Origin of the sequence: Streptomyces pilosus (assembly GCF_014649835.1) — a bacterium.
GTDB lineage: Bacteria > Actinomycetota > Actinomycetes > Streptomycetales > Streptomycetaceae > Streptomyces > Streptomyces pilosus.
On the sequence record NZ_BMTU01000009.1, the window covers coordinates 97,555 to 119,003 of the forward strand.

A 21,449-nucleotide genomic window follows, 5' to 3' on the forward strand; every position below is an offset into this window, starting at 1 on the left:
GGGAGACAGTGCAGACGGTGGCGTACGGCGAGTGGCCCTCGCCCATCGACGCGGCCACGGCCGCGGCCCACGACGGCAGCCCCGAGTTCGCGGGCTTCGTCGGCGACGAGGTGTGGTGGACCGAGCCCCGGCCCGCCGAGGCCGGCCGGCGCACCCTGGTGCGGCGGCACCCCGACGGCACGGCGGAGTCCGTGCTGCCCGCGCCGTGGAACGTGCGTACCCGGGTCATCGAGTACGGCGGCCTCCCGTGGGCCGGCACCGTACGCGACGGCGGCCCGCTCGTCGTGTTCGTCAACTTCGCCGACCAGCGCCTCTACCGGTACGAACCGGGCGCCGAGCCGCGACCCCTCACCCCCGTCTCGCCGGTGGGGGACGGACTGCGCTGGGCCGAGCCCGTGCTGCTGCCGGAGCGGGACGAGGTGTGGTGCGTCCTGGAGGAGTTCACCGGTGAGGGACCGAGCGACGTCCGCCGCGTCCTGGCCGCCGTGCCGCTGGACGGATCGGCCGCCGACGACCGCCGGCGCGTGCGGGAGCTGAGCGACGGACGGCACCGGTTCGTGACCGGTCCGCGCCCGGCGCCCGACGGACGGCGCGCCGCCTGGATCGGCTGGGACCATCCGCGCATGCCCTGGGACGGCACCGAGCTCCTCGTCGCCGACGTCTCCCCGGACGGCACCCTCACCGACGCGCGCGTGGTGGCCGGCGGCCCCGAGGAGTCCGTGCCCCAGGTCGACTGGACGCCCGACGGACGGCTGCTGTACACCAGCGACCGCACCGGCTGGTGGAACCTGTACCGGGACGGGGAGCCGCTCTGCCCGCGCGAGGAGGAGTTCGCCGGGCCCCTGTGGAAGCTGGGGCACCGCTGGTTCGCCCCGCTGGACGGCGGCCTGATCGCCGTCCTGCACGGCCGGGGCGCCCCCGCGCTCGGCATCCTCGACCCCGAGACCGGTGAGGTCGTCGACGCCGCCGGACCCTGGACCGAGTTCGCGCCGTCCGTGGCCGCCCACGGCGAGCGGGTCGTCGCCGTCGGCGCCGGGCCGCGCAGCGGCCACGAAGTGGTGGAGCTGGACACCAGGACGGGCCGGGCCCGTGTGATCGGCGCCGAGCACCGGGACGCCGTCGACCCCGCCTACTACCCCGAACCGCAGGTCCGCACCTTCACCGGACCGGACGGCCGCGAGATCCACGCCCAGGTCCACCCGCCGCACCACCCCGCCGTCACCGGCCCCGCCGGCGAGCTGCCGCCCTATGTGATCTGGGCGCACGGCGGCCCCACCGGCCGGTCGCCGCTCGTGCTCGATCTGGAGGTCGCCTACTTCACCTCCCGGGGCATCGGCGTCGCCGAGGTCAACTACGGCGGCTCCACCGGCTACGGGCGCGCGTACCGCAACCGGCTGCGGGGACAGTGGGGCGTCGTCGACGTCGAGGACTGCGCGGCCGTCGCGCGGGCCCTCGCCGACGAGGGAACCGCCGACCGCGACCGGCTCGCCGTGCGCGGCGGCAGCGCCGGCGGCTGGACCACCGCCGCCTCGCTCACCACGACCGACGTCTACGCCTGCGGCACCATCAGCTACCCGGTCCTCGACCTCGCCGGCTGGGGCACGGGGGAGACCCACGACTTCGAGTCCCAGTACCTGGAGAGCCTCATCGGCCCGCGGGCCGAGGCCGCCGACCTGTACGTGCGGCGATCACCCGTCGAGCACGCCGACCGGCTGTCCGTGCCCTTCCTGATGCTCCAGGGACTGGACGACGTGATCTGCCCGCCCGTGCAGTGCGAGCGGTTCCTGGCCCGGCTGGCCGGACGGGGCGTACCGCACGCCTACCTCACCTTCGAGGGAGAGGGCCACGGCTTCCGGCGGGCGGAGACGATGGTGCGCGCCCTGGAGGCGGAGCTGTCCCTGTACGCCCAGGTGTTCGGGATGAGACCGCCGGGTGTGCCGACGCTGGAGCTGGGCGCGTGAGCCGGGTGGAGGAGCTGCGGAGGCCGGCCCGCCTCGCCCCCGGCGCGCGGGTGGCCGTCGTCGCCCCCAGCGGCCCGGTGCCCGAGGACCGGCTCATGGCCGGGCTCGACGTCCTGCGCGGCTGGGGCCTCGACCCGGTGGTGGCCCCGCACGTCCTCGGCCGGCACGACGGCTTCCGTTACCTCTCGGCCGGCGACGCCGACCGGGCCGCCGATCTCCAGTCCGCCTGGTGCGACCCGGCGGTCGACGCGGTGATCTGTGCCCGCGGCGGCTACGGCGTGCAGCGCATGGTCGATTCCCTCGACTGGGAGGCCATGCGGGCGGCCGGGCCGAAGGTGTTCGTCGGGTTCAGCGACATCACCGCGCTGCACGAGGCGTTCGCGGTCCGGCTGGGCCTGGTCACCCTGCACGGGCCGATGGCCGCGGGCCTCGACTTCGTGAAGAGCGCGCGGGCCCAGGACCACCTCAGGGCCACCCTCCTCGCCCCCGAGACGGTCCGTACCCTCGTCTCCGACGGCACCCCCCTCGTCCCCGGCCGGGCCCGCGGCGTCACCCTCGGAGGCTGTCTCTCCCTGCTCGCCGCCGACCGGGGCACCCCGCACGCCAGACCCTCCGCGCGCGGCGGACTGCTGTGCCTGGAGGACGTGGGGGAGGAGACCTACCGGCTCGACCGCGACCTCACCCAGCTGCTGCGGGCCGGCTGGCTGGACGGCGTGCACGGGCTGCTGCTCGGCTCCTGGGCGCGGTGCGAGCCGTACGAGGGGGTGCGGGAACTGCTCGCCGACCGGCTCGGCGGGCTCGGCGTGCCGGTGGCCGAGCAGTTCGGCTTCGGCCACTGCGACGACGCGCTCACCGTCCCCTTCGGCGTGGCCGCGGAACTCGACGCGGACGCGGGCACGCTGACCCTGGACGAACCGGCGCTGGCCTGATCCACCGCCGGACCGGCGGCTGTGATCCACCGCCGGACCCGCGGGCGGCGCCGACGCCGCGCGCGGGTCCGGCGGGCCGTCGTAGGGTGGCGGGGTGCCGCACACCGCTTCCCGCTATCTCACCGAGGGCGCCCGCGTCGGGCTGCGTCACTTCACCCTCGCGGACGGCGCCGAGTTCACCTCCCGCGCCCGCGAGAGCAAGGACCTGCACCACCCCTGGCTGTTCCCGCCGGACAGCACCGCCGCGTACGCCGCGTACGCAGGGCGGCTGATCGAGGACCGCACCAAGGCGGGGTTCCTGGTCTGCGAGAAGGAGGCGGACGGCGCCCTCGCCGGGTTCATCAACATCAACAACATCGTCGAGGGCGGCTTCCTGTGCGGCGCGCTCGGTTACGGCGCCTTCGCACACGCGGCGGGACGCGGACTGATGCGCGAAGGGCTGCACCTCGTCGTGCGGTACGCCTTCGGTCCGATGCGGCTGCACCGGCTGGAGATCAACGTGCAGCCCGGCAACGCCGCCTCCATCGCCCTGGCCCGCGCCTGCGGGTTCCGCCTGGAGGGCTTCTCCCCGAAGATGCTCTTCATCGACGGAGCCTGGCGCGACCACGAACGCTGGGCGCTCACCAGCGAGATGACGGCGGGCCGTTGAAGGGCGGACTCCCCTGGGCGAGGATGAACCGCATGCGGAACATCGTCGTGGTGGACGCCCCCTCCAATCTGGGCCTGCGCCCGCCCGCCCCCGGCACCGTGCCCGGCTGCCACAAGCTCGCCGGCGCCCTGCGGGAACAGAGGATCCTGCAACGGCTGAACGCCGTCGAAGGCGGGGTGGTGGTGCCCCCGCGCTACGACCGGGGAGACTGGCGGGAGGGCGACGGCGTCTTCAACGCGGCCGCCCTCGCCGCCTACACCCGCACGTTGGCCGACCGGATCGAACACCACGTCCGCGCCGGTGACCTGACCGTCGTCCTCGGCGGGGACTGCTCCGTCCAGCTCGGCGCCTCGCTCGCCCTGCGCCGCATCGGACGGTACGGACTGGTCGCCATCGACGCGTCCCCCGACTTCCGGCACCCCGGCAACTCCGACGGGGTCGGCGCGGCCGGCGGCGAGGAGGTCGCGCTGGCCACCGGACGCGGGCAGGCGGACCTCACCGACCTGGAGGGGCTCCGGCCCTATCTGCGGGACGAGGACGTACGGTTCTTCGGCATCCGCGACTACTTCGAGGAGGAGCGCGCCGAACTCGCCGACCTGAAGATCCCCGTCGCCACCGTCGGCGACGTGCGGGCGGAGGGCGCCGGCGCGCTCGCCCGCGCAGCCGCCCTGTCGTACGCCGCACCGGGCCTCGACGGCTTCTGGGTCCACCTGGACGCCGACGTCCTCGACCCGGACGTCATGCCCGCGGTCGACAGCCCCGACCCCGACGGACTGGACCACGGCGAACTCCTCGACCTGCTCCGGCCGTTGCTCGGCTCACCGCTCTGCGCCGGCCTCACGGTCACCATCTACGACCCCGACCTCGACCCCGACGGGACGGCCGGTGCACTGCTCACCGACACGGTGGTCGCCGCCCTCACCCGATCCTGACCCGCACCGCCCCTGTTCAGGCGGGCCCGGGGCGGCTTCCATGGAGATCGTGACGACGATCCGACGTGAGGTACTGACGCTGCCCGCAGCACACCTGGGCCCCGACAACCCGCTGCCCCCGCTGCGGCCCCTCGACGAGATGCACCGCATCGAGGACCGCGACAAGGCCGGTCTGCCGCGCGACATGGCCCGGCAGATCGGCCACGCACCCCTGCACAGCCTGCTGCCCGTCCCCGTCCGCGACGGCTACGACCGCGACCGGGCACCCCGCCCCGTCGACGCCCTGGTGATCGAGAACGACCGGCTGCGCGCCACCGTGCTGCCCGCCCTCGGAGGCCGGATCGCCTCCCTCGTGCACCGGCCCACGGGCCGTGAACTCCTCTACCGCAATCCGGTGTTCCAGCCCGCCAACTTCGCGCTGAACGGCGCCTGGTTCTCCGGCGGCATCGAATGGAACATCGGCGCCACCGGCCACACCACGCTGTCCTGCTCACCCGTGCACGCCGCCCGCGTCCCCGCCCCCGACGGCGGGGAGATGCTCCGCCTGTGGGAGTGGGAGCGGCTGCGTGACCTCCCGTTCCAGGTCGACCTGTGGCTGCCGGACGGCTCCGACTTCCTCCACGTCGGCGTCCGCATCCGCAACCCGCACGAGAAGCCGGTCCCGACGTACTGGTGGTCGAACATCGCCGTGCCCGAGGAGTGCCGCGTCCTCGCCCCGGCCGACCAGGCCTACCACTTCGGCTACGAGCAGCGGCTGCGCCGGGTGCCCGTCCCGGAGTACGACGGCGCCGACCGCACCTACCCGCCCCGCAGCACGTACGCGGCGGACTACTTCTACGACGTCCCCGACGGCCGCAGGCGCTGGATCGCCGCACTGGACGCCGACGGCCACGGCCTCGTGCAGACGTCCACCGACGTCCTGCGCGGCCGCAAGCTGTTCGTGTGGGGCCGGGGGCCGGGCGGGCGGCGCTGGCAGCAGTGGCTCACCGAGCCCGGCACCGGCGGCTACTGCGAGATCCAGGCCGGACTCGCCCGCACCCAGCTGGAACACGTCTTGCTGGACGCGGAGAGCGAGGTGTCCTGGCTGGAGGCGTACGGACCGTTCGCCGCGCGGCCGGAGGGGGAGTGGCACGGCGTCCTGGACGAGGCGGAGAACCGGCTGGAGGAGGTGCTGCCGCGCGCCCGGGTCGACGCCGCGTACGCGGCCTGGCAGCCGCACGCGGACACCGGACCGGGCGAGCGGCTCGCGACCGGCTCCGGCTGGGGGGCGCTCGAAGTGCTACGCGCCGGACTGAAGTTGCCCGGCACGCCGTTCGACGAGACCACTCTGGGCGAGGAGCAGGAGCCCTGGCTGCACCTCCTGCGCGCCGGTTCCCTCCCCGAGCCGTCCGCCGGCCTGCCGCCCGGCGGGACGCTGGTCGCCCGGCACTGGCGGGACATGCTGGAGACCGCGCCCGCCACCCCGCTCACCGAGTACCACCTGGGCGTCGCCCAGTGGCACGCCGGCGACCGGGCGCAGGCGGTGCGCAGCTGGGAGCGGGGCCTGCGGAACCCCTCCTCGGCCTGGCCGGCGCTGCGCTGCCTGGCGGTCTCCGACCAGGAGGACCACAACCCGGGGCGGGCCGCCGACCGTTACCTGGAGGCCTTCGACGACCTGTGCCGCGAGGCCGGTGAGTCCGACGGCGCGTGGACGGCGGTCACCGCGGCGCTCGGCCGGGAGGCGGTCGACGCGCTGCTCGCGGTGGGCCGTACGGCGGACGCGCGCTCCGTGTGGGAGCGGCTGGACCCGGCGACCCGGGCCCGCGGCCGGTTCCGGCTGGCCGAGGTGGCGCTGCTGCTCGCCGAAGGACGGAAGGAGGAGGCCCGCGCCGTGTTCGACGCGGGCTTCGAGGTCGCCGACCTGCGGGAGGGCGACGAGGTCGTCGGACGGCTGTGGGCCGCCCTCACCACCGAACCCCTGCCGGAGCGCTACGACTTCCGGATGCGGCCCACTCCCTGACCGGCCCCCGTTCAGGCGCGGCGGTCCGCGTACTCGTAGACCGCCCCGTCCGGGTGCCGTGCGATGAGGTTGCGGCCCACCGGGGTGGGGACGGGCCCGGCGATGATGTCGGCGCCCATCTCCGCGAGCACCCGGCGGGCCTCCTCGACGTCCTGCACCGCGATGGTCGCGGCGACCCTGCGCAGCACGTCCAGTTCCTCCGCCGGACCGCTCATCAGCAGGAAGCAGCCCACGGCGGCGACGTGGACGCCGGCCCGCTCGAAGCGGAGGGCCTTGCCGCCGGCCAGCCGCTCGTAGAAGGGGATGGCGGTCTCGATGTCGTCGACGCAGACGCGCAGTGTGGCACCCAGAATCTCCATGGGGACGAGCCTAGTTGGGACCGCGCGGACCAGGGGGGTCGCCCCGGACGGTCTCCACACGGCTCTCCGCCCCGGAAAGCGGCGGGAGTTACCCGCCGCGGGCCACGGGTACCCGTGAGCCATGCAGCGTTTGGAGCACTTGGAGCATCTGGACAGGCACCTGGTCGACGAACTGGCGCAGGTGGCCCGCGAGTCCGTGCGCGAGGAACTGCGCGAACAGGCCCGGGGACAGCGCCGCAAGGCCGCCCTGTACGCCGGGTCGGGCGCCGCCGCCCTGTACGCGGGCGCGGCCGTCGCGCTGGCCGTCGGTCTCGCCCTCGCCCTGGCCCTGCCGGGCTGGGCCGCCGCGCTGATCACGGCCGTGATCCTGGGCGCGGTGTCCTACGCCCTGCGCAGCGCGGCCCGGCCCGGTGCCCCCTCCCGGCCGGCCGCGGGGCGGACCACCGCGGGCGGCGCCCCCGTCCCGCCGGTGCCCTCCACCCCGCCCACCGCGGGCGTCGTACCCCCGCGCCCGGACACGCCCCGGTCCTGACGTCCCGAGCCGGCACACACCGGCCCCACGGACGGACCACCCGGCGTAGCCGCGAACGGCCTCCGCCCGCCGGGCGCGCCCGCACGGTCCTGCCCGCGACCGCGCGGGCCGGTGCGCCGCCGCGGTGACCGAAGCACCTGATCGGCTGACGGCACGTCCTCCGGACCACCTGAGCCGGGGGCGAGGCCCGTCGGGCCTCGCCCCCGGCTCAGCCCGCCTGCTGGAGCTGCGGCAGCACCTTCGTGCGGTAGAAGTCGAAGAAGCCGCGCATGTCCGGGCCGATCTGGTTGACGTACACCCGGTCGAAGCCCGCCTCGGCGAACCCGCGGAGTTCGGCGACGTGCTCGTCCACGTCGTCGCCGCACACCCGGCTCTCGCGCACCATGTCCTCGGTGACCAGCGTCTGGGCCTGCTCGAAGTGCTTCGGTGAGGGCAGCACCTGGCCCAGCTCGCCGGGCAGTTGCTCGTTCGCCCACAGCCGGTGCACGGTGCGCACGCACTCCTCGCGGTCGATGCCGTAACAGACCTTGGTGCCGCCGCTGACCGGTTTCCCGCCGCCCCCGCCCTTGCGGTACTGCTCCACCATGGAGGCGTCCGGCATCATCGTGATGTAGCCGTCGCCGACCCGTGCCGCCAGTTTGGTCGCCGCCGGGCCGAAGCCGGATATGTCGATGGGGATGGGCCGGTCCGGGACGGTGTAGAGGCGGGCGTTCTCCACCGTGTAGTGCGTGCCGTGGTGGTTGACCTCCTCACCGCTGAACAGCCGGCGCATCACCTGGATGGCCTCCTCCAGCATCTCCAGCCGCACATGCGCGGGCGGCCAGTGGTCGCCGAGGATGTGCTCGTTCAGCGCCTCACCCGTGCCCACGCCCAGCCGGAACCCACCCGGGGACATCACCGCGCTCGTGGCCGCCGCGTGGGCCACCACCGCCGGGTGCGTCCGCACGGTCGGACAGGTCACCGCCGTCCCCACCGGCAGCGACACCGCCTCGGACAGCGCGCCGATCACCGACCACACGAAGGGGCTCTGCCCCTGCTCGTCGTTCCACGGATGGAAGTGGTCCGAGATCCACAACGCCTGGAACCCGGCCTGCTCGGCCATCCGCGCCTGCTCGATCAGCTCCGCGGGACCGTACTGCTCGCACGAGAGGAAATAGCCGTACTCGGGCATGGGGGTCGCCTCCGCGACGTGGGCGGTTCGGGACACGCGCCGGGTACCCGGACCGCCGGGCGGAAACCGGGGCCTGCGGGTGCCCCGGTCCTCCGGGTGCCCGGCCCGACGTTTGGCCGCCCCGGCCAGGGGGACGCGGAAGTCTCCCGACGTACGCGACAGCGCCGGAGGCGAACCGTGAGTCGACCCCGCATAGTGATCGTCGGTGCCGGCTTCGCCGGGTACCGCACGGCCCAGACCCTGTCCCGGCTGGCCAGGGGCCGCGCCGAGATCGTCCTGCTCAATCCGACCGACTACTTCCTCTATCTTCCCCTGCTGCCCCAGGTCGCGGCCGGCATCCTGGAGCCGCGCCGGGTCACCGTCTCCCTCTCCGGCACGCTGCCGCACGTACGGCTGGTGCTGGGGCAGGCCGACCGCATCGACCTCGACGCCCGGCAGGTGCACTACACCGGGCCCGAGGACGAGGGCGGCACCCTCTCCTACGACCGGCTGGTGCTCGCGGCCGGCAGCGTCAACAAGCTGCTGCCGATCCCCGGTGTCGCCGAGCACGCCCACGGCTTCCGGGGCCTGCCCGAGGCCCTGTACCTGCGCGACCACGTGACCCGTCAGGTGGAGCTCGCCGCCGCCACCGACGACCCCAAGGCCTGCGCCGCCCGCTGCACCTTCGTCGTGGTGGGCGCCGGCTACACCGGAACCGAAGTCGCCGCGCACGGGCAGCTGTTCACCGACTCGCAGGTCGCCAAGCACCCCATGCGGACCGGGATGCGGCCGCGCTGGATGCTCCTCGACATCGCCGACCGGGTCCTGCCGGAGCTGGACGAACGGCTCTCCCGCACGGCCGACGGCGTGCTGCGCCGGCGGGGCGTGGACGTACGGATGGGCACCTCCGTGAAGGAGGCCACACCCGACGGAGTACTGCTGACCGACGGGGAGTTCGTCGACACGAAGACCCTGGTGTGGTGCGTGGGCGTACGCCCCGACCCGCTCGCCGAGTCCCTGGGACTGCCGATGGAACGCGGCCGGCTGCTGGTCGACCCGCACCTTCAGGTGCCGGGCCGGCCGGAGGTGTTCGCCTGCGGTGACGCCGCCGCGGTGCCCGACCTGGAGAAGCCGGGGTCCTACACGCCGATGACCGCGCAGCACGCGTGGCGGCAGGGCAAGGTGGCCGCGCACAACATCGCCGCGTCGTTCGGCGACGGTGAGCGACGCGCCTACCGGCACAAGGACCTGGGGTTCGTGGTGGACCTGGGCGGTGTGAAGGCCGCCGCCAACCCGCTGGGCGTGAACCTCTCGGGCCCGGTGGCGGGCGCGGTCACCCGCGGCTACCACCTCGCCGCCATGCCCGGCAACCGGGTGCGGGTGGCCGCCGACTGGCTCCTCGACGCCGTACTGCCGCGCCAGGCGGTCCAGTTGGGGCTCGTACGGTCCTGGTCGGTACCGCTGGACACGGCGTCGCCCGAGCTGGCACGGGTGGGCGGACCGGAGCGGCAGCGGCAGTCCGCGGAGCGGCCGCCGGAGTCCGGGGACGGGACGCGGCCGGAGCCGCCCCGACCGGGCACGGAACCGGCGAGGAACCAGCCGGGCGGCGAGCCCGCGAGGAACCAGCCGGGCGGCGAGCCCGCCAAGAGCCAGCCGGGCGGCGAGCCCGCGAAGAACCAGCCGGGCGGCGAGCCCGCGAAGAACCAGCCCGCCGTCACGCCGCCGCCCGACCAGCCGCCGCCCGGCCCGGACGTCTCGCCCGGACCCGTCAGGCGCACCGACCGCTTCACCGAAGGAGACTCATGAACACCGGTGAACTCGTCGAGCTCGGCCAGCAGTTGCGCGTGGACAGCGTCCGCGCCGCGGCCGCCGCGGGCTCCGGGCACCCCACCTCGTCCATGTCCGCGGCCGATCTGACGGCGGTCCTGTTCGCCCGCCACTTCCGTTACGACTTCGACCGCCCCGACCACCCGGCCAACGACCGCTTCGTCCTCTCCAAGGGCCACGCCTCGCCCCTCATGTACGCCACCTACAAGGCGGCCGGAGCCATCGACGACGAGGAACTGCTCACCTTCCGTGAGAACGGCAGCCGCCTCGAGGGCCACCCCACCCCCCGCCGGCTGCCCTGGGTCGAGACGGCCACCGGCTCCCTCGGCCAGGGCCTCCCCGTCGGCGTCGGCATCGCACTCGCCGGCAGGCGGCTGGACCACGCCGGCTACCGCGTGTGGGTGCTGTGCGGGGACAGCGAGCTGGCCGAGGGATCCGTGTGGGAGGCGGCCGAGCAGGCCGCCTACGAGAACCTGGACAACCTCACGGCGGTCGTGGACGTCAACCGGCTGGGCCAGCGCGGACCCACCCGCCACGGCCACGACCTCGACGCCTACGCCCGCCGCTTCCAGGCCTTCGGCTGGCACACCGTCGAGGTGGACGGCCACGACGTGGACGCCGTGGACCGCGCCTACGGCGAGGCCCTCTCCACCAGGGGTCAGCCCACCGCGATCCTCGCCCGCACCCTCAAGGGCAAGGGCGTCGCAGCGGTCCAGGACCGCGAGGGCCTGCACGGGAAGCCGCTGCCGGAGGCCGAGGACGCCGTCGCCGAACTCGGCGGCCCGCGCGACCTGCGCATCCGGGTGCGGCCGCCGTCCTCCGACGGGGAGCGCCCCGCCCGGCTCGCGGCCGAGCCCGCCCTGCCCCGCTGGGACAAGGGTGAGGAGGTGGCCACCCGCAACGCCTTCGGCGAGGCGCTGGCCGCCCTCGGCGCCGCCCGCGGCGACGTCGTCGCCCTCGACGGCGAGGTCGGCGACTCCACCCGCGCGGAGTTCTTCGCCAAGCAGCACCCCGAACGCTACATCGAGTGCTACATCGCCGAACAGCAGATGGTGGCGGCCGCGGTCGGTGTCGCCTCGCGCGGCTGGACGCCCTACGCCTCCACCTTCGCGGCGTTCCTCACCCGCGCCCACGACTTCGTCCGCATGGCCGCGGTCAGCGGCTCCGGCATCAACCTCGTCGGCTCGCACGCGGGCGTCGCCATCGGTCAGGACGGCCCCAGCCAGATGGGCCTGGAGGACCTGGCGATGATGCGCGCGGTGCACGGATCGACCGTGCTGTACCCGTGCGACGCCAACCAGACCGCACGGCTGGTCGCCACCATGGCCGGCCTCGACGGCATCCGCTACCTGCGCACCTCGCGCGGCGAGAGCGAGGTCCTCTACGGGCCCGACGAGGAGTTCCCGGTCGGCGGCAGCAAGGTGCTGCGCTCCTCCGGCAGCGACCGGCTCACCCTCGTCGCCGCCGGCGTCACCGTGCCCGAGGCACTCGCCGCCGCCGAGGCACTGGAGGGCGAGGGCATCGCCGTACGGGTCGTCGACCTGTACTCGGTGAAGCCCGTCGACCGGGAGACCCTGCACGCCGCCGCCGAGGAGACCGGCTGCCTGATGACGATCGAGGACCACCATCCCGAGGGCGGTCTCGGGGACGCGGTCGCGGAGGCCTTCGGCGACGGACGCCCCGTCCCGCGCCTGGTGCGCCTCGCCGTGCGCGGCATGCCCGGTTCGGCCTCGCCGGACGAGCAGCTGCGCGCCGCCGGCATCGACGCCGCGTCGATCGCCGCGGCCGGCCGGCTGCTGGTGGGGGAGGCGATCGTGTCGTGAGCGGCGACGGGCCGCGCACCGTACGGGCCGGGGGCCGCACGGTGGAGATCCACCGGCCCGGCAAGGTGATCTTCCCGGGCGGCGGGGACACCGGGGAGTACACCAAGGGCGACCTCGCCGACTACCACCTGGCCGTCGCCCCGTACATGCTGCCGCACCTGCGGGGCCGCCCGCTGATGCTGGACCGGCGCCCCGACGGCGTCGACGGCCCGTCGTTCATGCAGAAGAACACCCCGGACCACTATCCGGACTGGATCACCCGCGCCGAGGTCGCCAAGGAGGGCGGCACCGTCACGCACACCGTGTGCGACAGTGCCGCCACCCTCCTGTACCTCGTCGACCAGGCGAGCATCACCCTGCACCGCTGGCTGTCCCGCACCACCGGGACCGGCCACCCGGACCGGCTGGTGTTCGACCTCGACCCCTCGGTCGACGACTTCGAGACGGTCCGGGAGGCGGCGCGGCTGCTGGGGGAACTGCTGGACGGGCTGCGTCTGCCCTCCGCGCTGATGACCACCGGCTCCCGGGGCCTGCACGTGATCGTGCCGCTGACCGGCAACCACGACGTCGACGAGGTGCGTGCCTTCGCCCGGGAGGTCGCCGACACCCTCGCCGACGCCCACCCCGACCGGCTCACCACCGCCGCCCGCAAGAAGGACCGCGGCGACCGGCTCTATCTCGACGTGCAGCGCAACGCCTACGCGCAGACCGCCGTCGCCCCCTGCACCGTCCGCGCCCTGCCCGGCGCGCCCGTCGCCGTGCCCGTCTCCTGGGACCAGCTGGACGATCCGGCGCTGCACGCCCGCCGCTGGACGGTGGCGAACGCCGTCGAGCAGATCCGCACCGACCCCTGGGCCGGCCTGCTGAGCCGCGGACGCTCCCTGGCCCCGGCCCGCCGGCGGCTGGCCGGACTGCGCTGAGCGGCGCGCCGGCGCCCGGCCGGGTCCGTCAACCCGGCCGGGGCAACCGGGTGAGCCCGGGAGGTTTGCCGATCAGACTTGCGGCCACACGGAGGGGGAGGTGGCCATGTCGAACACGAAGAACACCGAAGAGTCACAGGATTCACAGGAATCCCAGAACTCACAGTCCCGTAAGCAGACCGACGACAACAGAAGCACCAAACGGCCCGGCCCCATGGAGGTGCTGCGCCAGGCGCGCGGACAGCTCGCGGAGCTCACCGGTATGGAAGCCGAGTCCGTGTCGTCCTTCGAGCAGACGGAGGACGGCTGGGCGCTCGAGGTCGAGGTCCTCGAACTCGAGCGGGTGCCCGACACGATGAGCCTGATGGCGAGTTACCAGGTCGAGCTCGACCCCGACGGGCAGCTCACCGGGTACCGGCGGGTCCGCCGCTACGAGCGGGGCCGCGCCGACGCGCGCAGGTCCGGCGGCCGCTAGGCCGCCCGACCGACCACACGCCCAGAGACAAGGAGGAACAGTCGGAATGACAGTCGTACCGGCACAACAGTCCGGCGGTGGAGGCGGCAGCAGCGGCCTCTATGACGTGCTCGAGCTTGTTCTGGACAGGGGGCTCGTCATTGACGCATTCGTGCGCGTGTCCCTGGTCGGCATCGAGATCCTCAAGATCGACGTACGTGTCGTCGTCGCCAGCGTCGACACCTATCTCCGCTTCGCCGAGGCGTGCAACCGTCTCGACCTGGAGGCCGGGCCCCGCAAGAGCCCGGGCCTGCCCGAGATAGTCGGCGAGGTCACCGAGTCCGGTGCCCGCGGCAAGTCCAAGGGCGCCCTCTCCGGCGCCGCCGAGACCATCTCCGACGCCTTCAAGCAGGCACGTGACGACGGGTCCGAGGAAGAGACCAGGTCCCGCCCCCGCGCCCGTAAGAGCACCGCGTCCCGCCGTAAGGAGGAGCAGGAGTGAGCACCTACGTCTACGGCATCACGGCGGTGACGCACCCGTCGCTGCCCGAGGGCATGGGCGGGGTCGGCGACCCGTCGCGCCCGGTGCGCATCCTGCGGCAGGGCGAGCTGGCGGCCGTCGTCAGTGACGCCCCCGACGGGCTCCGTCCCAAGCGCAGGGAACTGCTCGCCCACCAGAACGTGCTCAGCGAGATCGGTGCGGCCGGCTGCGTGCTGCCCATGCGGTTCGGCAGTGTCGCCCCGGACGACGACTCCGTCACCGGTGTCCTCGCCGAGCGCGCCGACCACTACCTGGAGCGGCTGCGCGCGCTGGACGGCCGGGTCGAGTACAACATCAAGGCCAATCACGTGGAGGACGCGGTACTCCACCACGTGATGGCGGGAAACCCGGAGATCCGCGCCCTCGCGGAAGCCAACCGCCAGTCCGGCGGCGGCAGTTACGAGGACAAGATCCGTCTCGGCGAGATGGTCGCCGCGGCGGTCAAGGACAAGGAGTCCGAGGACGGCCCCGCGCTGGAGCGGGCGCTCGAAGGTGTCGCCGACGCCGTGAGCGTGGGCCCCGAGTCGACGGGCTGGCTCGCCAACGTCTCCTATCTGGTCAAGCGGGAGTCGGCGGAGGACTTCCTTGCCGCGGTGGAGCGGGTCCGCGCGGACATGCCCCACCTCGAGGTCCGTCTGAACGGCCCGCTCCCCCCGTACAGCTTCGTCGAGCCCGGACCGGCCGGACCGGCCGAGCCGGCGGGCACCGCGGCCGCGGGAGCGGACACCGAAGCGGGGTGACGTCATGGGCCTGATCTCGGAGGTGCTGCTGCTGCCGTTCGCACCGGTGCGCGGCAGCGCCTGGGCCGTCCGGCAGGTGCTGCAGGAAGCGGAGCGTATCTACTACGACCCCGCGACCATCCGCGCCGAGCTGGCCCGACTGGAAGAACTGCTGGAAGCCGGAGAGATCACCGAGGAGGAGTTCGACCGGCAGGAGGACGAACTCCTCGACCGGTTGGAGACCGCGACGCGCACAGGCGCGGGTAGTGGGGACGGGACGGCACGATGAATCGAACGGGAATGGGCCTCGCGATCGGGGCCGGATACCTCCTCGGACGGACCAAGAAGCTCAAGATGGCGCTCGCCGTCGGCGGGCTGGTGGCGGGCAAGAAGCTGAACCTGAGCCCTCGCATGGTCGCTGAGCTGGTGTCCCAGCAGCTGCGCGACAACCCGCAGTTCAAGGAGCTGGGCGACCAGCTGCGCGGCGACCTGCGCGGTGTCGGCAAGGCGGCCTCCGGCGCGCTGGTCGAGCGGCAGCTCGGCTCGCTCGCCGACCGGCTGCACGGCCGGACCGCTTCCGTGCGCGAGCAACTCGACGGCGGCGGCCCGCAGGGCCGGTCCGAGGACGACGAGGACGTCGACGACGAGCCGCAGGAGCAAAACCGCGGGCGGTCTCGCGACGAGGACCGCGACCGGGACCGTGACGAGGACCGCGACGAGGAACGGCCCTCCGCGAAGAAGGCCGCGGCCAGGAAGGCGCCGGCGAAGAAGTCCGCGCCGGCGAAGAAGGCCGCGGCCAAGCGGACGGCACCGGCGAAGAAGACGGCCGCCAAGAAGACCGCGGCCGCCTCCCGGGGCGCCCGCTCCCGCACGCCGAAGGGAGGCGGTGAGTGATGACCGAGACCCTCGGAAAGGCCGGCTCCGCCGCGCGTGACAACGTCAACGGCGCGTCGAAGAACCCCCTCGCCGACATCGCCCACAGCGAGGCGGCGGACCGGCTCAAGGCGGAACTGCAGGACTACCTCGCCGCCCAGGCCACCCGCATGCTGAGCGGACTCGGCCACAAGCTCGGCGAGACCACGAACAAACTGAACGACATAGCGGAGGGCAACAGCCCGGGCTTCGCCAAGCTCGCACTCGACGGCGGCCGCAAGCTCGCCGAGGGCAAGAGCCCGCTGCGCAGCGCCGTCGAGCTCGGCGCCACACGGGTCAAGGACAACGTGATGGACAAGGTGAAGGGCCTGGGCGGAGGCGGGAAGAGCAAGCGCAAGCGCTCCTCCGGCAACAAGCCCACCGTCATCATGGAGTACATCGACGTCGGGGTGCCGCTGCGCACGGCCTACGACCAGTGGACCCAGTACCAGGACTTCAGCACCTTCGCCAAGGGGGTCAAGAGCGCCAGCAAGGCGGACGACACCACCTCGGACTGGCAGGCGAAGATCTGGTGGTCCAACCGCAGCTGGAAGGCGAAGACCACCGAGCAGGTCCCCGACGACCGCATCGCCTGGTCCTCGGAGGGCGCCAAGGGCACCACCAGGGGCGTCGTCTCCTTCCACCGCATCGCCGAGAACCTCACCCGGGTGCTGCTGGTCATCGAGTACTACCCGTCGGGCTTCTTCGAGAAGACCGGCAACATCTGGCGCGCCCAGGGCCGCCGCGCGCGGCTCGACCTGAAGAACTTCGCCCGCTTCATCACCCTCAAGGGCGAGGCGGAGGACAGCTGGCGGGGCGAGATCCGCGACGGCGAGGTCGTCCGCAGCCACGAGGACGCGCTGGCCGAGGAGGAGGAGTCGGAGTCCGGGGACACCGAGTCCGGCGAGCCGGAGGAGGACGGGGAGAACGGGGAACCCGCCGGCGAGCACGACGAGGACGACGAGGCCCGCGACGAGGACGAGGAGTACGACGGGGACGAGGAGTACGACGAGGACGGAGCCTCCGGGGAGGCCGAGGACTCCGCGTCCGACGAGGACGAGCCCGGCACCGGAGCCGACGACGGCTACGAGGAGTCCGGGGAGGAGGAGTCCGGGGAGGAGCCCGCCGAGGACGCGTACGAGGACGACGAGTACGAGGACCAGGACGAGGACGAGGCGGCGGCCGAGGACGACGACGAGACCGCGGCCGAGGACGACGAGCCGGAGTCCGAGTACGAGGACGAGGACGAGGACGCCTACGAGGACGAACGCGACGAGAGCCGGAGCCGGCGATGACCACCCCCAGTCGGCTCCCCGACCCGTACGGCCAGGGCAGCAGCGCCAACCTCGCCGACATCCTGGAGAGGGTGCTGGACAAGGGCATCGTGATCGCGGGCGACATCCGCATCAACCTGCTCGACATCGAGCTGCTCACGATCAAGCTGCGCCTGGTCGTCGCCTCCGTCGACAAGGCGAAGGAGATGGGGATCGACTGGTGGGAGTCCGACCCGGCGCTGTCCTCGCGGGCCCGCCGCGACGAACTGACGAGGGAGAACGCCGAGCTGCGTGAGCGGCTGGCCCGGCTGGAGGAACTGGAACTGGAACCCCGGCGCGCACAGGAGGAGAGCACGTGACCGGACTGCGGTACGTCTACGCGGTCTGCCGCCCGTTCGGCACACCGCTGCAGGCGCAGCTCACCGGGGTCGGCGGCGATCCGCCCCGGCTGCTGCCGCACGGCGACCTGGTGGCGGTGGTCAGCCATGTGCCTGAAGGGGACTTCGGTGAGGAGCCGCTGCGCGCCCGGCTGGAGGACCTCGACTGGCTGACCGCGGTCGCCCGCGCCCACCAGGGCGTGATCGACGCGCTCACCACCGTCACGACCCCGCTGCCGCTGCGGCTCGGCACCGTGTTCCGCGACGACAGCGGCGTACGGACGATGCTCGAGGCGCGGGACGAGGACTTCCACCGCACCCTGGACCGGCTGGAGGGCCGGGTCGAGTGGGGAGTGAAGGTGTTCGTCGAGGCGGAGCAGCCGGAGCAGGCGCCCGCGGCGCCCGCTCCGAAGCCCGCCTCCGGGCGGGACTACCTCCGGCAGCGGCGGCAGCAGACCAAGTCGCGCGAGGACCTGTGGCAGCAGGCCGAGATCCTCGCGACCGATCTGCACCGAATCCTGTCCGAGAGCGCCGAGGACTCACGGCTGCACGCCCCGCAGAATCCCGCGCTCTCCGGCGCGACCGGACGCAATGTGCTCAATGCCGCCTATCTCGTGCCGAGGGCGAAGTCCGAGGAGTTCGTGGAACGGGTGGACCGGACGAAGGACGGAATCCCCGGAATCCGCGTCGAACTCACGGGCCCCTGGGCGGCCTATTCGTTCGCCGGTGAGGAATCGGCCGGGAAGGAGAGCGCGTGACCGTCGTCGAACGCCGCGAGATAGCCCTGGTGGACCTGCTCGACCGGCTGCTGGCCGGAGGCGTCGTCATCAAGGGCGACATCACCTTGCGCATCGCGGACGTCGACCTGGTCCGCATCGACCTCAACGCGCTCATCAGCTCGGTGAACGCGCAGGTCCCGTCCCCCTTCGAGGAGTCGCTGTGACGGCCGCCCCCGACCACGACCACCGTGTCGAACCCCACGGCAGCAGGCGCCGGCGGCTCGACCTGGAGCCGGACACGGTCGAACGCGACCTGATGAAACTGGTGCTCACCGTCGTGGAACTGCTGCGCCAGCTCATGGAACGCCAGGCGCTGCGCCGTTTCGACGAGGGCGGCCTGACCGAGGAGCAGGAGGAGCGGGTGGGGCTCACCCTCATGCTGCTCGAGGACCGGATGGCGGAGCTGCGCAACCGCTACGGGCTGCGGCCCGAGGACCTCAACCTGGACCTCGGGCCGCTCGGGCCGCTGCTGCCCCGGGAGTGACGTCCCCCCGGCCTGCATACGGCGGAAGTGCCGAATGCCTTCGGAACCAGGAATTCCCCGGGACGCGGTCCCGGGGAATTCCTGGTTCCAGATGCTGTAAAAACCAGAGGCTGTAAAAAACTGGTTCCAGAGGCTGTGAAAGAAGCGATTCAGGCTTCCTTGCGGCAGAGGACCTCTCCGTGCAGCACGCTGAACCAGCCGTCCTCCCGCGCGCCCCACTCCCGCCACGCCGCGGCCACCTCCCGCAGTTCCTCCCGGGTGGCGTGGCCCCCTTCGACGGCCCGCCCGGCGTACGCCGACGCCACCGTGCGGTCCGCCCACAGGCCGCTCCACCAGGACCGCTCCGCGGCGGTCGAGAAGGTCCAGGTGCCCGAACCCGCCGTGACGTCGGTGAAGCCCGCGGCGAGCGCCCAGGACTTCAGCCGCCGTCCGGCGTCCGGCTCGCCCCCGTTGGCCCGGGCCACCCGCCGGTACAGGTCCAGCCAGCCGTCCATGCCCGGTGACGCCGGGTACCAGGTCATCGCCGCGTAGTCCGAGTCCCGCACCGCGACCAGGCCGCCCGGCGCGGTCACCCGCCGCATCTCGCGCAGCGCCCGCACCGGGTCGCCCACGTGCTGGAGCACCTGGTGGGCATGGACCACGCAGAAGGTGTCGTCCGGGTGGTCCAGCGCGTGCACGTCGCCCACCGCGAAGTCGACGTTCGTCAGCCCCCGCTCGCCGGCCACCTGCCGGGCCCGTTCCAGGATCTCCGGCTCCCGGTCGACGCCGGTGACGTGGCCGTCGGGGACGAGCGCCGCCAGGTCGGCGGTGATCGTGCCCGGCCCGCACCCGATGTCCAGGATCCGCATGTGGGGCCGCAGGGCCCCGAGAAGATACGCCGCCGAGTTCTCGGCGGTCCGCCAGGTGTGCGACCGCAGCACCGACTCGTGGTGCCCGTGCGTGTAGACGGCGGTCTCCCGCGCTTCCGGCATGCCGAACCCACCCCTTCCACCCTCGTAGGAGGGCTCCCACGCTACGCCTCGTGGTCGCATGCTGAGACCTCTGTATCGCATGGTGGGACGCGGTCGCGTCGAAACCCGTTTGCCACCCGCGCGGGGGACCCCGCACAATCCCCACCATGGGCCATCTGGAAGCAGCACATCTGGAGTACTACCTCCCTGACGGGAGGGCCCTCCTGGGCGATGTGTCCTTCCGGGTCGGGGAAGGCGCGGTCATGGCCCTGGTGGGCCCCAACGGCGCGGGCAAGACGACCCTGCTCCGTCTCCTCGCCGGTGAGCTGAAGCCGCACGGCGGATCGGTCACCGTCACCGGCGGCCTCGGCGTCATGCGCCAGTTCGTCGGCTCCGTACGGGACGAGACGACGGTGCGCGACCTGCTGGTCTCCGTCGCCACACCCCGGATCCGGGAGGCGGCCCACGCCGTCGACCGGGCCGAGCACGCCCTCCTCACCGTCGACGACGAGGCCGCCCAGCTCGCCTACGCCCAGGCGCTCGCCGACTGGGCCGAGGCCCGCGGCTACGAGGCGGAGACGCTGTGGGACATGTGCACCACGGCCGCGCTCGGCATTCCCTACGACAAGGCGCAGTGGCGCGAGGTGCGCACCCTCTCCGGAGGTGAGCAGAAGCGTCTGGTCCTCGAGGCGCTGCTGCGCGGCACCGACCAGGTACTGCTGCTCGACGAGCCGGACAACTACCTCGACGTACCCGGCAAGCGCTGGCTGGAGGAACGGCTGGCGGAGACCCGCAAGACCGTCCTGTTCGTCTCCCACGACCGCGAACTCCTCGCCCGCGCCGCCCAGCGCATCGTCTCCCTCGAACCGAGCCCCACCGGCGCCGACGCCTGGGTGCACGGCGCCGGTTTCGCCACCTACCACGACGCCCGCCGTGAACGCTTCGCCCGCTTCGAGGAGCTGCGCCGGCGCTGGGACGAGAAGCACGCCCAGCTCAAGAAGCTCGTACTGAACCTGCGCCAGGCCGCGGCCAACAGCCCCGACATGGCCTCCCGCTACCAGGCGGCCCAGACCAGGCTGCGCAAGTTCGAGGAGGCGGGGCCGCCGCCGGAGCCGCCGCGCGAGCAGAACATCACCATGCGCCTGAAGGGCGGCCGGACCGGAGTCCGCGCGCTCACCTGCGAGCGGCTGGAGCTCAGCGGCCTGATGAAGCCGTTCGACCTGGAGGTGTTCTACGGGGAGCGGGTCGCCGTGCTCGGCTCCAACGGCTCCGGGAAGTCGCACTTCCTGCGGCTGCTCGCCGGGGACGAGGTGGCCCACACCGGCGGGTGGCGCCTGGGCGCCCGCGTCGTCCCCGGCCACTTCGCGCAGACGCACGCCCACCCGGAACTGGAGGGCCGCACGCTGCTGGACATCCTGTGGAAGGAACACGCCCAGGACCGGGGCGCCGCCATGTCCCGGCTGCGCCGCTACGAGCTGACCGGCCAGGCCGAGCAGACCTTCGAACGGCTCTCCGGCGGCCAGCAGGCCCGCTTCCAGATCCTGCTGCTCGAACTCCAGGGCGTCACCGCCCTGCTGCTCGACGAGCCGACGGACAACCTCGACCTGGAATCCGCGGAGGCGCTGCAGGAGGGTCTGGAGGCGTTCGAGGGCACGGTCCTCGCCGTCACCCACGACCGCTGGTTCGCCCGCTCCTTCGACCGCTACCTGGTCTTCGGCAGCGACGGCCACGTCCGTGAGACCCCCCACCCCGTCTGGGACGAACGCCGCGTCGAACGCACCCGCTGATCACCCGAGGGGCGCGGGGAACCGCGCGGAACGGGGGTCCGGGGCAGAGCCCCCGCGGACGGCACGGGAAGGGGGTGGGGGCGCAAGAAGC

At 73.3% G+C, this 21,449-nt stretch carries 23 protein-coding genes; 20 read left to right on the forward strand and 3 right to left on the reverse strand.

Going from position 1 to position 21,449, the window contains the following annotated elements; genetic code table 11:
* Positions 1-8 precede the first annotated feature (8 nt).
* The 5 genes from IE118_RS22195 (at position 9) to IE118_RS22215 (ending at position 6,470) form a co-directional block, all read left to right on the forward strand.
* A complete protein-coding gene (locus IE118_RS22195; RefSeq protein ID WP_229846904.1) occupies positions 9-1,961 on the forward strand; it encodes a S9 family peptidase in 1,953 nt (650 codons plus the stop codon).
* A 5-nt stretch (positions 1,962-1,966) separates the two neighbouring features.
* Positions 1,967-2,890 carry a S66 peptidase family protein gene (locus IE118_RS22200; RefSeq protein ID WP_189559906.1) on the forward strand — a complete coding sequence of 308 codons (924 nt, stop codon included), beginning with the start codon at positions 1,967-1,969 and terminating at the stop codon, positions 2,888-2,890.
* A gap of 94 nt (positions 2,891-2,984) precedes the next feature.
* Positions 2,985-3,539 carry a GNAT family N-acetyltransferase gene (locus tag IE118_RS22205; RefSeq protein WP_189559748.1) on the forward strand — a complete coding sequence of 185 codons (555 nt, stop codon included), beginning with the start codon at positions 2,985-2,987 and terminating at the stop codon, positions 3,537-3,539.
* A 32-nt stretch (positions 3,540-3,571) separates the two neighbouring features.
* The gene (locus tag IE118_RS22210) at positions 3,572-4,471 is read left to right on the forward strand and encodes an arginase family protein (RefSeq protein ID WP_189559749.1); all 900 of its coding nucleotides are present in this window, start codon (positions 3,572-3,574) and stop codon (positions 4,469-4,471) included.
* Positions 4,472-4,511: 40 nt separating this feature from the next.
* Positions 4,512-6,470, forward strand: a complete 1,959-nt coding sequence (locus IE118_RS22215) for a DUF5107 domain-containing protein (RefSeq protein WP_189559750.1) — start codon at positions 4,512-4,514, stop codon at positions 6,468-6,470.
* Between the two features lie 11 nt (positions 6,471-6,481).
* On the opposite strand, the gene IE118_RS22220 is transcribed toward IE118_RS22215, so the two are convergent.
* Positions 6,482-6,829: a VOC family protein gene (locus tag IE118_RS22220; protein WP_189559751.1), complete on the reverse strand. Its 348-nt coding sequence runs from the start codon at positions 6,827-6,829 to the stop codon at positions 6,482-6,484.
* A 121-nt stretch (positions 6,830-6,950) separates the two neighbouring features.
* Between IE118_RS22220 and IE118_RS22225 the strand changes: the two genes are divergently transcribed.
* On the forward strand, positions 6,951-7,361 hold the full coding sequence (locus IE118_RS22225; RefSeq protein WP_189559752.1) for a phage holin family protein: 411 nt from the start codon (positions 6,951-6,953) through the stop codon (positions 7,359-7,361).
* A 208-nt stretch (positions 7,362-7,569) separates the two neighbouring features.
* Here IE118_RS22225 and IE118_RS22230 read toward each other — a convergent pair whose 3' ends face one another.
* The gene (locus IE118_RS22230) at positions 7,570-8,532 is read right to left on the reverse strand and encodes a TIGR03557 family F420-dependent LLM class oxidoreductase (protein WP_189559907.1); all 963 of its coding nucleotides are present in this window, start codon (positions 8,530-8,532) and stop codon (positions 7,570-7,572) included.
* A 177-nt stretch (positions 8,533-8,709) separates the two neighbouring features.
* Between IE118_RS22230 and IE118_RS22235 the strand changes: the two genes are divergently transcribed.
* From IE118_RS22235 to IE118_RS22295, 13 genes are all read left to right on the forward strand, one after another.
* Positions 8,710-10,317 carry an NAD(P)/FAD-dependent oxidoreductase gene (locus tag IE118_RS22235; RefSeq protein ID WP_189559753.1) on the forward strand — a complete coding sequence of 536 codons (1,608 nt, stop codon included), beginning with the start codon at positions 8,710-8,712 and terminating at the stop codon, positions 10,315-10,317.
* Positions 10,314-12,161 carry a transketolase gene (locus IE118_RS22240; RefSeq protein ID WP_189559754.1) on the forward strand — a complete coding sequence of 616 codons (1,848 nt, stop codon included), beginning with the start codon at positions 10,314-10,316 and terminating at the stop codon, positions 12,159-12,161. The genes IE118_RS22235 and IE118_RS22240 overlap by 4 nt, the downstream gene beginning before the upstream one ends.
* The gene (gene ligD / locus IE118_RS22245) at positions 12,158-13,081 is read left to right on the forward strand and encodes a non-homologous end-joining DNA ligase (protein WP_189559755.1); all 924 of its coding nucleotides are present in this window, start codon (positions 12,158-12,160) and stop codon (positions 13,079-13,081) included. Before IE118_RS22240 ends, ligD begins: the two co-directional genes overlap by 4 nt.
* A 106-nt stretch (positions 13,082-13,187) precedes the next feature.
* The gene (locus IE118_RS22250; RefSeq protein WP_189559756.1) at positions 13,188-13,556 is read left to right on the forward strand and encodes a gas vesicle protein GvpO; all 369 of its coding nucleotides are present in this window, start codon (positions 13,188-13,190) and stop codon (positions 13,554-13,556) included.
* A gap of 46 nt (positions 13,557-13,602) precedes the next feature.
* Positions 13,603-14,037, forward strand: a complete 435-nt coding sequence (locus IE118_RS22255; RefSeq protein ID WP_189559757.1) for a gas vesicle structural protein GvpA — start codon at positions 13,603-13,605, stop codon at positions 14,035-14,037.
* Positions 14,034-14,816, forward strand: a complete 783-nt coding sequence (locus tag IE118_RS22260) for a GvpL/GvpF family gas vesicle protein (protein ID WP_189559758.1) — start codon at positions 14,034-14,036, stop codon at positions 14,814-14,816. The genes IE118_RS22255 and IE118_RS22260 overlap by 4 nt, the downstream gene beginning before the upstream one ends.
* 4 nt (positions 14,817-14,820) lie before the next feature.
* Positions 14,821-15,084 (forward strand): gas vesicle protein GvpG, encoded by a 264-nt coding sequence (locus IE118_RS22265; protein WP_189559759.1) that lies wholly within the window; start codon positions 14,821-14,823, stop codon positions 15,082-15,084.
* Complete coding sequence (locus tag IE118_RS22270; protein ID WP_189559760.1) at positions 15,081-15,689, forward strand: DNA primase; 609 nt, start codon at positions 15,081-15,083, stop codon at positions 15,687-15,689. Before IE118_RS22265 ends, IE118_RS22270 begins: the two co-directional genes overlap by 4 nt.
* The gene (locus IE118_RS22275; protein ID WP_189559761.1) at positions 15,689-17,002 is read left to right on the forward strand and encodes an SRPBCC family protein; all 1,314 of its coding nucleotides are present in this window, start codon (positions 15,689-15,691) and stop codon (positions 17,000-17,002) included. The genes IE118_RS22270 and IE118_RS22275 overlap by 1 nt, the downstream gene beginning before the upstream one ends.
* Entirely contained in the window at positions 16,999-17,340 is a 342-nt protein-coding gene (locus tag IE118_RS22280; RefSeq protein ID WP_189559762.1) for a gas vesicle protein, read from the forward strand. The genes IE118_RS22275 and IE118_RS22280 overlap by 4 nt, the downstream gene beginning before the upstream one ends.
* Complete coding sequence (locus tag IE118_RS22285) at positions 17,337-18,116, forward strand: GvpL/GvpF family gas vesicle protein (RefSeq protein ID WP_189559763.1); 780 nt, start codon at positions 17,337-17,339, stop codon at positions 18,114-18,116. Before IE118_RS22280 ends, IE118_RS22285 begins: the two co-directional genes overlap by 4 nt.
* On the forward strand, positions 18,113-18,301 hold the full coding sequence (locus IE118_RS22290) for a gas vesicle protein (protein WP_189559764.1): 189 nt from the start codon (positions 18,113-18,115) through the stop codon (positions 18,299-18,301). Before IE118_RS22285 ends, IE118_RS22290 begins: the two co-directional genes overlap by 4 nt.
* Positions 18,298-18,621 (forward strand): gas vesicle protein K, encoded by a 324-nt coding sequence (locus tag IE118_RS22295; RefSeq protein WP_189559765.1) that lies wholly within the window; start codon positions 18,298-18,300, stop codon positions 18,619-18,621. Before IE118_RS22290 ends, IE118_RS22295 begins: the two co-directional genes overlap by 4 nt.
* 149 nt (positions 18,622-18,770) lie before the next feature.
* On the opposite strand, the gene IE118_RS22300 is transcribed toward IE118_RS22295, so the two are convergent.
* Positions 18,771-19,592 (reverse strand): class I SAM-dependent methyltransferase, encoded by an 822-nt coding sequence (locus IE118_RS22300; protein ID WP_189559766.1) that lies wholly within the window; start codon positions 19,590-19,592, stop codon positions 18,771-18,773.
* A 146-nt stretch (positions 19,593-19,738) separates the two neighbouring features.
* Here IE118_RS22300 and IE118_RS22305 point away from each other — a divergent pair, with 146 nt between their 5' ends.
* Complete coding sequence (locus tag IE118_RS22305; protein WP_189559767.1) at positions 19,739-21,358, forward strand: ABC-F family ATP-binding cassette domain-containing protein; 1,620 nt, start codon at positions 19,739-19,741, stop codon at positions 21,356-21,358.
* Positions 21,359-21,449: the final 91 nt, after the last annotated feature.